Source organism: Arthrobacter sp. MMS24-S77 (assembly GCF_054888235.1).
Genome location: NZ_JBTZRN010000001.1, coordinates 2,935,202 through 2,950,758, shown reverse-complemented (window position 1 = coordinate 2,950,758; position 15,557 = coordinate 2,935,202). Strand labels below are relative to the sequence as shown.

Annotated in this window: 8 protein-coding genes and 1 pseudogene; 8 read left to right on the top strand and 1 reads right to left on the bottom strand. The window is 63.6% G+C overall.

The features are described from left to right. From ilvD to metG, 8 genes and pseudogenes are all read left to right on the top strand, one after another. Window positions 1-1,722, top strand: a complete 1,722-nt coding sequence (ilvD, locus tag ACX5I4_RS13465) for a dihydroxy-acid dehydratase (protein ID WP_345449920.1) — start codon at window positions 1-3, stop codon at window positions 1,720-1,722. A 420-nt stretch (window positions 1,723-2,142) separates the two neighbouring features. Continuing rightward, window positions 2,143-4,044 (top strand): acetolactate synthase large subunit, encoded by a 1,902-nt coding sequence (locus ACX5I4_RS13460; protein ID WP_461837093.1) that lies wholly within the window; start codon window positions 2,143-2,145, stop codon window positions 4,042-4,044. Between the two features lie 2 nt (window positions 4,045-4,046). Then, entirely contained in the window at window positions 4,047-4,559 is a 513-nt protein-coding gene (ilvN, locus tag ACX5I4_RS13455) for an acetolactate synthase small subunit (protein ID WP_236811607.1), read from the top strand. Window positions 4,560-4,632: 73 nt separating this feature from the next. Further along, window positions 4,633-5,658, top strand: coding sequence for a ketol-acid reductoisomerase (gene ilvC, locus ACX5I4_RS13450; RefSeq protein ID WP_461837092.1), 1,026 nt, complete (start codon window positions 4,633-4,635; stop codon window positions 5,656-5,658). A 185-nt stretch (window positions 5,659-5,843) separates the two neighbouring features. Next, entirely contained in the window at window positions 5,844-7,439 is a 1,596-nt protein-coding gene (gene serA / locus ACX5I4_RS13445) for a phosphoglycerate dehydrogenase (protein WP_461837091.1), read from the top strand. Between the two features lie 210 nt (window positions 7,440-7,649). Beyond that, window positions 7,650-10,453: pseudogene (locus tag ACX5I4_RS13440) on the top strand (ABC transporter permease). Next, window positions 10,450-11,205 carry an ABC transporter ATP-binding protein gene (locus ACX5I4_RS13435; protein WP_461837090.1) on the top strand — a complete coding sequence of 252 codons (756 nt, stop codon included), beginning with the start codon at window positions 10,450-10,452 and terminating at the stop codon, window positions 11,203-11,205. Before ACX5I4_RS13440 ends, ACX5I4_RS13435 begins: the two are co-directional and overlap by 4 nt. A 77-nt stretch (window positions 11,206-11,282) precedes the next feature. Beyond that, window positions 11,283-12,842, top strand: coding sequence for a methionine--tRNA ligase (gene metG / locus ACX5I4_RS13430; RefSeq protein ID WP_461837089.1), 1,560 nt, complete (start codon window positions 11,283-11,285; stop codon window positions 12,840-12,842). 195 nt (window positions 12,843-13,037) lie between these two features. Here metG and ACX5I4_RS13425 read toward each other — a convergent pair whose 3' ends face one another. After that, entirely contained in the window at window positions 13,038-15,557 is a 2,520-nt protein-coding gene (locus ACX5I4_RS13425; protein ID WP_461837088.1) for an ABC transporter permease, read from the bottom strand.

Here is a 15,557-nt window from a genome sequence, read left to right as displayed (position 1 = left end):
ATGAGTGACCACACCCCAATTGCGACAGACAACCAGCCGGACATCAAGCCACGCAGCCGGGTCGTAACGGACGGCATCCATGCCGCCCCCGCGCGAGGCATGTTCCGGGCCGTAGGCATGGGCGATGACGACTTCGCCAAGCCCCAGATCGGCGTCGCGAGCTCGTGGAACGAAATTACGCCGTGCAACCTCTCGCTGAACCGACTCGCCCAGGGCGCCAAGGAAGGCGTTCACGCCGGCGGTGGCTTCCCCATGCAGTTCGGCACCATTTCCGTTTCGGACGGAATTTCCATGGGCCATGAGGGCATGCACTTCTCGCTCGTCTCCCGCGAAGTCATTGCCGACTCCGTCGAGACCGTGATGCAGGCCGAGCGCATTGACGGCTCCGTCCTGCTGGCCGGCTGCGACAAATCCCTTCCGGGCATGCTGATGGCCGCCGCCCGCCTGGACCTCGCCAGTGTGTTCCTGTACGCCGGTTCCATCATGCCGGGCTGGGTCAAGCTCGAGGATGGCTCGGAGAAGGAAGTCACCCTCATTGACGCCTTCGAAGCCGTTGGGGCCTGCGCTGCCGGCAAGATGAGCCGCGGAGACCTGGACCGCATCGAACGCGCCATCTGTCCCGGCGAAGGCGCTTGCGGCGGCATGTACACGGCCAACACCATGGCGTGCATCGGCGAAGCCCTCGGCATGTCCCTGCCGGGCTCGGCCGCTCCGCCCTCGGCAGACCGCCGTCGTGATGACTTTGCCCGCAAGTCCGGCGAGGCCGTGGTCAACCTGCTCCGCCTCGGCATCACCGCGCGGGACATCATGACTAAGAAGGCGTTCGAGAACGCCATCGCCGTCACCATGGCCTTCGGCGGTTCCACCAACGCTGTCCTGCACCTGCTCGCAATCGCCCGCGAAGCCGAAGTCGAACTGACCCTGGACGACTTCAACCGCATCGGCGACAAGATCCCGCACCTGGGCGACCTCAAGCCCTTCGGCCGCTACGTGATGACCGACGTCGACAAGATCGGCGGCGTGCCGGTCATCATGAAGGCACTGCTCGACGCGGGCCTGCTGCACGGTGACTGCCTCACGGTCACCGGCAAGACCCTTGCCGAGAACCTGGCCTCCATCAACCCGCCGGACCTCGACGGCAAGATCCTGCGCGCCCTGGACAACCCGATCCACAAGACCGGCGGCATCACCATCCTGCACGGTTCCATGGCGCCGGAAGGCGCTGTCGTCAAGAGCGCAGGCTTTGACGCCGATGTCTTCGAAGGCACGGCTCGCGTGTTCGAGCGCGAACAAGGCGCCCTCGACGCTTTGGACAAGGGCGAGATCAAGGCCGGGGACGTCGTCGTGATCCGCTACGAAGGACCCAAGGGCGGCCCGGGCATGCGCGAGATGCTCGCCATCACCGGTGCCATCAAGGGCGCAGGCCTCGGCAAGGACGTGCTCCTTCTGACCGATGGCCGCTTCTCCGGCGGTACAACTGGTCTCTGCATCGGCCACGTCGCGCCGGAAGCCGTCGACGGCGGCCCTATCGCCTTCGTCAAGGATGGAGACAAGATCCGCGTGGACATCGCTGCACGCTCGTTCGACCTCCTGGTGGACGAGGCCGAGCTTGAGTCCCGCAAGGTCGGCTGGGAGCCCCTCCCGGCGAAGTTCACCAAGGGTGTCCTCGCCAAGTACGCCAAGCTGGTGCACAGCGCCTCCACGGGCGCCTACTGCGGCTAGCAGCTCCTGGTTCCAGCCCTTCCCAACTGACTCGCAGTTGTTGTCGTTTTGACGCCTCATAACGACAACAACTGCGAGTCACTTGGGTGAGCGTCCGAGGGAGGACCAGTCCGTGGACAATGAGGTCCACATCGTGAGATGACACCTTCACCGTTTGACACTTATCTCACAAAGAGGGAACACTGAACGCATGATCGCATTCGTTACTGTCGGCGCCACCGTGGGCACTGTCGTACTTACCAAGCGCGTGGCTTCCTAGCCCGACTGGTAACGAACCGTCACGCGCAACCCCTCGAAGAGCCGAAAGGCTGAGGGGTTTTTTTATTTCCCTCAGGGGACGGCGCATTAGCAAGAACCCGCATGAACGCAGTACCCAAGCAGTAACTTTCACTAATTGAAGATCCCCAAAGGAAGAGTCCGATGAGCAAAGGATCGCCGATCAGCCCCTCGCTGATGGCTGCAAAGTCCGCTGGAGCCCCCAAAGCTCCGGAAAAGGTCGACCGTCCGGCTGACGCCGTCGTCGACAATGCTGCAACTCTCTCTCCTGTACTCGGGCCGAACAACGTTGTACCCCCAACGGTGATGACCGGCTCGGAAGCTATTGTCCGCTCGCTCGAAGAACTCGGCGTGGACGATATTTTTGGTTTGCCCGGTGGCGCGATCCTCCCCACCTATGACCCTTTGATGGCCTCCAAGATGAATCACGTCCTGGTCCGTCACGAACAGGGAGCCGGCCACGCAGCGCAAGGCTACGCCATGGTTACCGGACGGGTTGGCGTCTGCATCGCCACCTCGGGCCCCGGTGCCACCAACCTCGTTACCGCCATCATGGATGCCCACATGGACTCCGTGCCCCTCGTTGCGATTACCGGCCAGGTATCGGCTTCCGTCATTGGCACTGATGCCTTCCAGGAAGCAGACATCGTCGGCATCACCATGCCGATCACCAAGCATTCCTTCCTGGTGACGGATCCCAACGACATTCCGCATGTCATGGCGGAGGCTTTCTACCTTGCGAGCACCGGGCGTCCCGGCCCCGTATTGGTGGACATCGCCAAGAACGCCCAGCAGGGCACCATGACCTTCTCCTGGCCGCCCAAGATCGATTTGCCGGGCTATCGTCCGGTGGTCCGCGGCCACAATAAGCAGGTACGCGAGGCTGCCCGGCTGATCGCTGCGGCAAGCAAGCCCGTCCTGTATGTCGGTGGCGGAGTGGTCAAGGCCCACGCTTCGGCCGAACTGCGTGAGCTCGCGGAACTCACCGGCGCTCCCGTGGTGACCACACTCATGGCCCGCGGCGCGTTCCCGGATTCCCACCCCCAGCACGTCGGCATGCCCGGCATGCACGGCACGGTTTCCGCGGTTACCGCACTGCAGCAGTCTGATTTGTTGATCACCCTTGGTGCGCGCTTCGACGACCGCGTGACGGGTGTCCTCAGCACCTTCGCTCCGCACGCAAAGATCATCCACGCGGACATTGACCCTGCGGAGATCTCCAAGAACCGCACGGCCGACGTTCCGATCGTGGGCTCCGTCAAGGAGATCATTCCGGAACTGAGCGAGGCTGTCCGCAACGCATTCGAGCAATCCGGCACCCCGGACCTCGCCGGTTGGTGGGCGTTCCTCAGCAACCTCCGCGATACCTACCCCCTGGGTTGGACCGAGCCGGAAGACGGACTCAGTGCCCCCCAGCGGGTCATCGAACGCATTGGTGCGCTCACGGGCCCGGAAGGCATCTACGTTGCAGGCGTTGGCCAGCACCAGATGTGGGCCGCCCAGTTCATTAAGTACGAGCGTCCCCATGCCTGGCTGAACTCCGGCGGTGCCGGAACCATGGGTTATGCCGTGCCGGCAGCCATGGGTGCCAAAGTCGGTGAACCGGACCGTGTGGTCTGGGCGATCGACGGCGATGGTTGCTTCCAGATGACCAACCAAGAGTTGGCCACCTGCGCCATCAACAAGATTCCCATCAAGGTTGCCATCATCAACAACTCTTCGCTGGGCATGGTGCGCCAGTGGCAGACCCTCTTCTATGAGGGCCGCTACTCCAACACCGACCTGAACACCGGCCACGACACCGTCCGTATCCCCGACTTCGTCAAGCTGGCGGACGCGTACGGCTGTGCTGCGTTCCGCTGCGAGCGGGATGAAGACATCGACGCCACCATCCAGAAGGCCCTGGAAATCAATGACCGCCCTGTGGTCATCGACTTCGTGGTCAGCCCGAACTCCATGGTGTGGCCGATGGTCCCCGCAGGAGTTTCCAACGACCAGATCCAGGTTGCCCGCAACATGACCCCGGAATGGGAAGAGGAGGACTAGCCATGAGCCGCCACACACTGTCCGTTCTGGTCGAAGACAAGCCCGGCGTGCTGACCCGCGTGGCCAGCCTCTTCGCCCGGCGCGCCTTCAACATCAACTCCCTGGCCGTCGGCCCCACCGAAGTCTCCGGGATTTCCCGGATGACCGTCGTCGTCGACGCCGATGGCGACCTGATCGAACAGGTCACCAAGCAGCTCAACAAATTGATCAATGTGATCAAGATTGTCGAGCTGACCCCAGAATCTTCCGTGCAACGTGACCACATCCTGGTCAAGGTACGTGCGGATGCCGCGACACGCCTGCAAGTCACCCAAGCTGCAGACTTGTTCCGTGCCTCAGTGGTTGACGTTTCCACAGACTCGGTGGTTATCGAGGCAACCGGTACTCCGGAAAAGCTCGCAGCGCTGCTTTCTGTGCTCGAGCCCTTCGGCATCCGCGAAATCGTGCAGTCCGGCACCTTGGCCGTTGGACGGGGATCCCGCTCCATGAGTGACAGGGCACTTCGCAGCGCGTAATGCACTGCGTAGCCGCCCAACAACGCACCACAGACAATATCTACAAAGAAATCCACTCAAAGGAGTTACGCAAGTGACTGAAATGTTCTACGACGACGATGCAGACCTGTCGATCATCCAGGGCCGCAAGGTTGCCATTGTCGGCTACGGTTCCCAGGGCCACGCCCACGCGCTGAACCTGCGCGACTCCGGCGTCGAGGTTGTCATCGCGCTCAAGGAAGGCTCGAAGTCGATCGCCAAGGCCGAGGACGCAGGCTTCACGGTCAAGAACGTCGCCGACGCCGCCGAATGGGCCGACGTCATCATGATCCTGGCTCCTGACCAGCACCAGCGCTCGATCTACAACGACTCCATCAAGGACAAGCTGACCGCCGGCAAGGCCCTTGCCTTCGCACACGGCTTCAACATCCGCTTCGGCTACATCGAGGCACCGGAGGGCGTTGACGTCATCCTGATCGCCCCGAAGGCTCCGGGCCACACCGTGCGCCGCGAGTTCGAAGCCGGCCGCGGTATTCCGGACATCATCGCCGTGGAGCAGGACGCCACTGGTTCCGCTTGGGATCTGGCCAAGTCCTACGCCAAGGCCATTGGCGGCACCCGCGCCGGCGTCATCAAGACCACCTTCACCGAAGAGACCGAAACCGACCTCTTCGGCGAGCAGGCTGTCCTGTGCGGCGGCGTCTCCCAGCTGATCCAGTACGGCTTCGAGACCCTGACCGAGGCCGGCTACCAGCCGCAGATCGCCTACTTCGAGGTTCTTCACGAGCTCAAGCTCATCGTTGACCTCATGTGGGAAGGCGGCATTGCCAAGCAGCGCTGGAGCGTTTCCGACACCGCAGAGTACGGAGACTACGTCTCGGGACCGCGCGTTATCGACCCCCGGGTCAAGGAAAACATGGCCGGCGTCCTCGCCGACATCCAGTCCGGTGCCTTCGCCAAGCGCTTCATTGACGACCAGGACAACGGCGCAGTCGAGTTCAAGGAACTGCGCGCCAAGGCAGAGCAGCACCCCATCGAAGGTGTCGGCCGCGAACTGCGTTCCCTGTTCTCCTGGCAGCAGCAGGACGAGGACTACGTCGAAGGCTCTGCAGCCCGCTAATCAAGGCACCCGTTGAAGCCGCGGCAGGAGCCGTAGCAATTCAACACAGAACGCCGTTCGGGATAGGCTCGGAATGAAGCCGCCCGGCATGGAGGCCGGACCCGGTATACCGGGTCCGGCCTTCGTCGTCAAAGAATCGTTTCACCAAAACCCCACCTGAAAAAAGAGAGCTAAAGAGGTCACCGGTGACTAGCACCAAGCCAGTAGTACTCCTCGCTGAGGAACTTTCGCCCGCCACGATCGAGGCCCTTGGTCCGGACTTCGAGATCCGCCAAACCGACGGTGCGGACCGCTCCCAGCTGCTCTCCGCAATCGTCGACGTCGACGCCATCCTGGTGCGTTCAGCCACCCAGGTGGACGCCGAGGCAATTGCCGCAGCCAAGAACCTCAAGATCATCGCGCGTGCCGGCGTCGGCCTGGACAACGTGGACATCAAGGCCGCCACCCAGGCCGGTGTCATGGTGGTCAACGCCCCGACGTCGAACATTGTGTCCGCAGCCGAACTTACGGTCGGACACATCCTCAGCCTTGCCCGCCACATCCCGCAGGCCAGCTCCGCCCTCAAGGGCGGCGAGTGGAAGCGGTCCAAGTACACGGGAATCGAGCTCTTCGAAAAGAAGATCGGCATCATCGGCCTCGGACGCATCGGAGCCCTCGTGGCTGCCCGCCTCCAGGGTTTCGAGACCGAGATCCTGGCTTACGACCCCTACATCACCTCCGCCCGTGCAGCGCAGCTCGGCGTCAAGCTGGTCACCTTGGACGAGCTGCTGGAGAAGTCGGACTTCATCACCATCCACATGCCCAAGACCCCGGAAACCGTGGGCATGCTGGGCGCCGATGCCTTCAAGAAGATGAAGGAAACGGCCTACGTGGTCAACGTTGCCCGTGGTGGCCTGATCGACGAGGAAGCCCTTCACGAGGCCTTGGAAGACGGCCAGATCGCCGGCGCCGCCGTCGACGTGTTCGTCAAGGAGCCGAGCACCGACCTCCCGTTCTTCGGCATGGACAACGTCATCGTGACCCCCCACCTGGGGGCCTCCACCGATGAGGCCCAGGAAAAGGCCGGCGTCTCCGTGGCAAAGTCGGTACGGCTCGCCCTCGCCGGCGAACTCGTGCCCGACGCCGTCAACGTTGCGGGCGGTGTGATCGCTTCCGACGTTCGCCCCGGAATTCCGCTCATCGAAAAGCTCGGCCGGATCTTCACGGCACTGACCCACGCATCCCTGACCCAGATCGACGTCGAGGTCGCGGGCGAAATCGCCAGCCTGGACGTGAAGGTCCTCGAGCTCGCCGCTCTCAAGGGCGTGTTCGCCGACGTCGTAACCGAGCAGGTCTCCTACGTCAACGCGCCCGTCATTGCCGAGCAGCGCGGCATCAACACCCGATTGATCACGACGTCGGAAGCCGAGGACTACCGCAACGTCCTGACCATCCGCGGCGCACTCAGCGACGGTTCCCAGATCTCCGTGGCCGGTACCCTGACTGGACCCAAGCAGGTCCAGAAGCTGGTGGGCGTCAACGGCTACGACGTCGAAATCCCGATCAGCGAGCACCTGGTCGTTGTTTCCTACGCTGACCGTCCGGGCGTCATCGGCACCATCGGGCACATCCTCGGCATGAACAACATCAACATCGGTGGCATGCAGGTGGCCCGCCAGAGTGAAGGCGGTCAGGTCCTGGCGCTGCTGACGATCGACACTTCCGTACCGCAGCAGGTCCTTGAAGCCATCAAGGCCGGCATCGGTGCCGACATGGTTCGTGAAGTGGATCTGGAGGACTAGCGTCCGCACCGTTTGAGCTAAAATCGTGTGCCGCAGTTCACATCGGCCACAAACCATTGGCCGGTCTGCCTACAATGGCTTGGTCCGAAATTCGGATCCGCCGGCAGGCCGGCCAATACCTTTTGCACACACCCAGTGGATTCCTATTGCCTCGGCATGGATCCAGGGAGAGCAGTGTGCGCACCCGCAATCCAGGACTCAGGGAGCCCTATGAACGCCGTCCAGAGGTTCATCAGAAGCCGCGTGCTTTTGTTGACCGCGGCCATTTTGATCGTCGCCATGTGCTTGTCCGTATTCATACAGAGTCAGTCGCAGGCCGCGCTGAACCGGACGGTGGATGAGAACTCACGAGGCCTGTACGACATCCTGGTGCAGGCCAAGGCCGGGAGTACCAAAGACGGCGGGGCACTCATCCAGCCGGACATCGCCAACGGCCAGGGCGGCATCAGCTTCCAGCAACTCGAGAAGATCCGTGGGCTGGGGGGCACGTCCGTCGCCGCCCCCATCAGCCTCGTCTCCCGGGTTACACAGAACCTGGAGACCCCCGGCTTGATGCGATGGATTACCTTGGCTACAACGCGGGCCTGGCTGGTGGTGCCACTGCGGGAGACCCGACCGGAACGGACTCCAAGAAGTGGCCAGCGCCGGAATCCGTCCTTTCCGCCCAGCCCAAGAAGTACCGCCTGACAGCCACTGCCGTGAGCTCCGATGGAGTGTCCCAGCAAACCCTGTTCCAGACCAGTGCCGAAGGCACCCTGGGCAAAGGCCAGGTTGTTGAGCAGCAGACCGCCGGAGGCAAGAGCATCCGCATTGCCGGCCCAGCAGGGGAGACCGGGATTAAGTTCCCTGCACCTGCCGGTGGCTCTGAGCACAACCTCTTCAACCTCTCGGTGGCGCTTCCCATGGCTCCGCAGGTCACTGAATCCGTGGTCGCCGTCGACCCGACGGCCGAACGTGCCCTCCTTGGCTCCGCCGGTGACTTCCTGGCGCCGCTGCAAAAGGCACCGCCTGCCGACACCCGCAACGCGGGCGCCATCGGCCGCTACTTTGAGCAGCTCTTCGCCAAGAGCCCCACGCAGCAAGAGCTCGAACAGGGCCCGGATTTCCTCGGCGTCAAGCTCAAGTACTGGGCGCCCCTCATGACCCAGTACCAGCAGGCCAAGCTGTCCGGCCAGATCACGGATTCCTCGCAGGCCATTCCCCTGATCGTCCGGCAGGGAACGTCGTTGGATCTGAAGTACTCGGTGAAGATCGAAGAAATCGACGATTCCGGCAAGGTCGTCAACGACGTCGGCACTGTCTCGCGTTCCTTGGAGAAGGACTACCTGCCCTTCGTGTCCAAGTCGCCGTTCGCCCTGGAATGGCCTGGATCCACCGACCACAGCCAGTTGCTCGGCAACACCGGCAACTTCAGCCGGGGCCTCTACCAGCCCGCCCAGTGGAGCACGGACTTCGCGGCCGCACCCAAGTACAAGGACGGCGAAACTTCGGCGAATGGCGCCGTCGGCAAGTCTGCCACGCCGGGGGACTGGGTGACCGTCAACAAGCTGCCCGAGAAGTCAGCCTTTGGGGCGATGGTGGACCAGGCCCAACGCAAGCCCGTCGATGAGCGCTCGTACCGCGAGAACCTTCCCACGGGATCGAAGCCCGCCACGCCCTTGCCGATGGTTTACGGGACCTTTGATCCGGCCCAGATCCAGCAAGCAGCGGGTGACGTCAACAAGTTGCCCTTGGGCGGCTATGACCCCGCTCCGATGACGCTCCAAAAGGACGCCGCAGGCAGCGACACCGCAGCCAAGGGCCTCAAGCCTTCGCTGAGTGCCACAGGTCTTGTCAGCCAGTCCGCCGGCGCCATCACCGACTACTACGGTCTTGCCGCGGCGCGCGGGTACAACACCAACGCCGACGTGATCGATGCCGTGCGGGTCCGCGCCAGTGCCGCAGGCAACTGGAAGCAGGCTCAGCCGGAGGTCGACAAGCTCGCAGCCCAGATCCGTGACATGGGACTCGAAGCCACCGTGGTGGCCGGTTCTGCACGCGAAGACGCCAACATCTTCGTCCCCGGGTACTCCAAGGACGACGCCGGCAAGGAGTCCGCACTCGGCACCGTCCAGCAGTCGTGGGTCCGGCAGGATGCGGCAGACGCCGTGTCCGGCTCGCTGACCGGGACCAACATCACCCTCCTCTTCCTGACACTGTGCGGAGCCACCTTGCTGACAGGCGCTTCCACGGTCAGCTACATCCGTCAACGACGAAGCGAAGCCGGGATCCTCCGGGCCATGGGCTGGACCCAAAGGAAGATCCGCAGTTGGGTCCTTGAGGAATTCGGCATCGGTGCGGCGATCGTTGCCGTGGCAGGCATAGCGTTGAGCCTCTTGAGCTGGAACCTGGCTACGGTCATTGTTTCCGCCTCTGTGTTGGTCCTTTACGCCGCTGCCGCCTACATCGCGGCCCAGCAATTGCGGCACCGTGACGTCATAGATCAGGAACCACAACACGATGAACGCCTCATCGCCGTGGATTCGCCGCTGACGTTTGCGTACCGCCAACTCGTCACCCACCGATTCAGCTCAGTGGCACTCGCCGTGGCCGTGGGCGTGTTCGGAGCGGCCGTTGGTGCCCTGATCGCCTTGCTGATTGATATTCCACGAGCAGCAGGAGCCAGTGCGCTCAGCGGACTGGCGTCGGCCACCATCGCTCTGCCGAGCGTCATCCTGGCGGTCAGCGGGGTTCTCGTGGGCCTCGTCCTGACCTTGGTCACAGGTCGGTTCGAACTCCAGGCCAGGCGCGAGCAACTCAGCACGCTCAAGGCCATGGGCTGGAACCCGGACATGCTTGGCCAGGTCCGGTTCTTCGAAAATGCCTTGGTCGGAGCTGTGGCCCTGATCCTGGGCGTCGTGGGGGCGTTGGGCCTAGGCCTGCTGCTCGCTCCCTATGCTGCGCTCTGGGCCGCCTTGGCCGGAGTGCTGGCCGTACTTTGCTGGATTCCCATTGCAACGAAAGTGGTCAAATGACTGACAATCTTCATCCCGATCTGACCCCGACCACGGAATCCACCGACGAGTCGTTTCAGACCCGCGCCAACACCATCGTCAAGGCGGCGGACCACGCTACGCCCCTTCAGTTGGCCAACATCACCATCCGCTATGGCGGGGACAAGGGCGGTGCCGAGCCGGTCACGGTCGTCGAGGACTTCAGCCTCACCCTCCACGCCGGCGAGATGCACTGCATCGCCGGGCGAAGCGGCTCAGGCAAGACCAGTATCCTGACGGTGGGCGCGGGACTCACGCTTCCGACGTCGGGCCGGGTCCTCTGGGAAGGCGACTCCCTCGAGAAGATGGGCGACGACGAAATCGCCGACCGCCGCCGCGCGCTGATCGGGTACGTGGACCAGGGCGGTGCCTTGATCGATGGCATGAGTGCTTTGGAGAACGTGCTGTTGCCGGCCGTTCCCGACGGCGAAGTGGAGCAGCGCACCGAAATGGCCAAGGACCTATTGGACCTGGTCGGACTGGGCCGGCGAATGCGCCACCGTCCGGCGCAGCTGTCCGGCGGTGAGCGCCAGCGTGTCGCCATCGCCCGCGCCCTGATCCTCGGCACCCGCGTCCTGGTGGTGGACGAGCCCACGGCCAGCCTGGACCGTACCTCGGCCAACCGCATCATCAGCATCCTGAAGGACACCACCAACGACGGTATTGCCGTACTGGTGGCGTCGCACGACCACGAGTTGGTCCGGCTCAGCGATACGCTGACTGAATTGAACTAGCAGCCGATGCCTCCGGACCGGCCGTCACATGCGGCCGGTCCGGTCTTTCCATCTCCAAGAGAAGGTAACTTCGTAGAGTGACGTCTCCAGAAAAACCCCCGTTCTACATCACCACCGCCATTACGTACCCGAACGGCGTGCCGCACATCGGCCACGCCTACGAGTACATTGCCACCGACGCGATGGCCCGGTTCAAGCGCCTCGACGGCTACGACGTGATGTTCCTGACCGGTACGGACGAGCACGGCATGAAGATTGCCCAGGCGGCGGAAAAGGAAGGCATCACCCCCAAGGAACTCGTAGACCGGAATGCCGAAATCTACAAGGCTGCCCACGCCGCCTTGGGCATCTCGTACGATCGCTTCATCCGCACCACGGATGAAGATCACTACGCTGCCTCCCAGGCCATCTGGAAGAAGATGGAAGCCAAGGGGGATATCTACCTGTCCAAGTACGAGGGCTGGTATTCGGTCCGCGATGAGGCCTATTACACCGAGGACGAGACCATACTGAAGGACGACGGCGTCCGATACTCGCTCGGTACCGACACCGAAGTGACGTGGACCGCGGAGGAGAGCTACTTCTTCCGCTTGTCCGCCTACCAGGATAAGTTGCTGGCTTTGTACGAGGAGCAGCCGGAATTCGGCGCCCCGCAGTACCGCTTCAACGAGGTCATCAGCTTCGTCAAGCAGGGCCTGCAGGACTTGTCCATCAGCCGGACAACTTTCGACTGGGGCGTCCCGGTGCCGGGGAACGACAAGCACGTTATGTACGTGTGGGTTGATGCCCTGACCAACTACCTGACGGGAGTCGGCTACCCGGATGCCGAATCGGAAGCGTTCCGCAGGTTCTGGCCGGCGGACGTCCACATCATCGGCAAGGACATCTCCCGGTTCCACGCCATCTTCTGGCCCGCCTTCCTGATGAGTGCCGGCCTGGAACTGCCCAAGCGGGTCATGATCCATGGCTTCCTGACCAACAATGGCGTCAAGATGTCCAAGTCCCTCGGCAACGTGGTGGCTCCGAAGGATTTCGTGGAGCAGTACGGTCTGGACCAGGTGCGCTTCTTCTTCCTCCGCGAAGTGCCCTTCGGCGCCGACGGCAGCTACAACCACGAGGCTATCGTGGGCCGCATGAACGCAGACCTTGCCAATAACTTCGGCAACCTCGCACAGCGTTCGCTGTCCATGGTGGCCAAGAACTGCGAAGGCAAGGTGCCTGTTCCCGCCGAATTCTCGGCCGAGGACACCGCGCTGCTGGCCCAGGCCGGCGGACTGCTGGACGTGGCCCGCGCTGCCTTCGAGAAGCAGGAATTCAGCCGCGCCCTCGAGGCAATCTGGGCCGTGCTCGGTGACACCAACGCCTACTTCGCCGAGCAGGCCCCGTGGGTCTTGCGCAAGACCGACGTCGAGCGCATGAACACGGTCCTGTACGTCACGTTGGAAGTTGTCCGCATCGTGGCGATCCTCGCCCAACCGATCATGCCGACGTCGGCCGCCAAGCTGCTTGAGGTGCTGGGACAGCCGGAAGGCGAGGCCCGCCAATTCGCTGCCATCGCCACGCCGATCGTCCCCGGCACGCAGCTCCCGGCCCCGGCCCCGGTCTTCCCGCGTTACGAGGAGCCCGCCGAGCCCTAGACGCCCGCTCACTTTTGTGGTGCGTGACGCAGACGCCCGCTCGCTTTTGTGGTGCATTACGCAAACGCTCCTTCAGATCCGTCCGGCCAGTCCGGCAGATCTGAAGGAGCGTTCGTTTTTTCTCGCCCATATGTGAGCGAGGATCGAAGGAAAATGCCCTGTAAGTGAGCGAGCGTCGGAGGAGGGCTGCCCGGCCTACACCGTTGCCAAGCCTTGTACGGGCGACAGGCGCGCTGCGCGTCGGGCAGGCAAAACGGACGCGAGGAGTCCGGCCACTACTGCCACGGCGAATACGCCCAGCAGTTGCAGCCAAGGCACGGCCGGCACTACTTCCACCACGGGGCCGAGCGAGGCCTTTGCGCCCAGCCATCCGTACAGGATGCCCAGCGCCGAGCCCATCACGGCCGCCACGCCTGCCACCAGGACCGCCTCGATCGCCAGCATTCCGCGCAATTGTCCCTTGCTCAGGCCAAGTGCCCGCAGGAGGGAGTTCTCACGCGTCCTTTCCAGAACGGAGAGGGACAACGTGTTGGCGACACCAATCAGGGCGATCACGACCGCGACACCCAGCAGCCCGGTCACCACCAGCAGCAGGACATCGATGATGCTGTTGAAGGTGACGCGTTCCATGGCAGCTCCACTGACATTTGCGTCGGGCACGCCGAATTCCGCTGCGACGTCCTTTCGGATGCTCTGGACTTGGTCGGCTCCGAGGTTGTCATTCAGCTTGAGCCACACGGTCCCGCTCTCCGCCGGGATCTCCCGGGAAGGAAGCTTTGCGGCGTCCGCACTGTCCACCAAGGGTTCGATGTTCCGGCTCCGCAGCACCACCGAGTCCAAGGTGAGCGAACCGCCTTGGGCGGAGATCGTCGTCGTACCCGGTTTCGATCCTTCGGGGAGGTACACGGAACCCGGTGCAGGGCGCAGTGCCTTGTCCCGAAGGATCCGTGCGGCGTCATCGGAGGAGATGGCGTAAACCGCACGGGTATCCGCGGGGCTTCCCGTCCCGGAGATGGTTCCCACCGGACGCAACAGCACGGCGGCCTCGACGCCGGTGATCGATTTGACCTTCTCGACCGCACCGACAATATCGGTCTTGCCCGTCGCGGGCGGCGCGCCCAAGCCGCCGTTGCCCAAGTTCACTGCCATATCCACGGGGTAGTTCTCGGCGAGCATCGTGTTGAAGGCTTGTCGGGATGTGGCAGCCCCGGTCATCATGAGGGTCACGAGCGTCACCCCGATCAACAGGGCGGAGGCGGTGGCCGACGTCCTGGCCGGGTTGCGGACTGCGTTGACGGCCGCGAGTTTTCCGGGAACGCCGGCCGGAGCAGCGAGACGCCCTGCGGCCGCCACGAGCGGCGGGACAAACAGGCTGGCGCACAACAGCACCCCGATGAAGGACAACGCTCCGGCCAACATCGCGACGGGCAGCAGGTTGGCCATCGCTCCCAGGACGAGGACAGGTGCTCCGATCACCAGCGCGGCCAAGCCGATCCACAAGCGGAACCTGCCACGCTTGTTGTTGACTGTTGCGTCGTCGGCGGGCCGCAGGGCGGCCAAGGGCGCGACGGCGGTCGCCGCTTTGGCGGGGACCATGGCGGCGACGACGGTCAAGACGGTTCCGGCGACCAGCCCGGCGATGATTGCCGACGGCGGGACGGCCAGGGTGGCGAAGGCCTTGTCCGGGGTGGTCCGCGCCCAGGCGATCAGGGCGGCCATGAGCCCGGTGGCTGCGAGGACGCCCAGCACTGAGGAGATGAATCCAACAACAAGCGCTTCGAGAAGCACCGAGGAACGAATCTGGGCCTTCCCAGCCCCCAGGCAACGCAGCAACGCCAGTTCCCGGGTGCGCTGGGCAATAAGGACGGAGAAAGTATTGGCAACCACCAAAGTGGAAACAAGGATCGCGACGCCAGCGAAGGCGAGCAGGATGATGGTGAGCTGGTCGTGGCCGCCGCTCATTTGCGCGACGGCGGCAGTCACCTTTTCCTGTGCGGTCTGCACGGTAGCGCCATCGGCTCCCGCAGCATCCAGGCGGCGGGCGAGGTAGTCCTTGGCTGACGCCGTGTCCTGGCCCGGCTTGAGCACGAGTTGAAGTGCGGAGTATCCCGCGCCCGCATCACCCAAGGAAGACACCGTGCCCGCAGTCGCCACGAGCTGGGGAGCCGACGCCGAGAAAGGATCGTTGCTGGACTGGACCAGCCCTGTGATCTTGACCATCGACGTCCGTGGTTTCTCCCCGGAACGCCCGGAGCCAGGGGACTGAAGCTCAAGAACGCTGCCCGCTTTGAGGCCGAATCGATCTGCGGTCTTGACGTCCACAGCGGCTTCGTTTGCTGCGGAGGGGTATGCGCCGCTGGCCAGGACGGAGGGCTCCATGCTGGCGGGGGCAAGGCTGCGGAGCTGGCCGTACTGCTCGTCACCGGCCGCAGTGAACATGACCGGCGCGAGGCGCTCGGCGTAGCTGTCCTGGACAGCCGGGGCCGATGCTGCGGCATCAACAGCGCTTTGCTGCAGGGCACCGGAAGGCCCTGGACTCACGATGAGGTCGGCTTTTCGGTACGCCTCGCCGACGCTCGCACCAAGAGTCGCCTGGGTGCTGGCTCCGACCATCAGGGTGGAAGACAGGAAGACCACTGACAGCATCACGGCCAGTCCGATCGCGACGAACCGACTGAAGTGGGTGGATAACTGGGACAGGGCAACGCGGAGCAT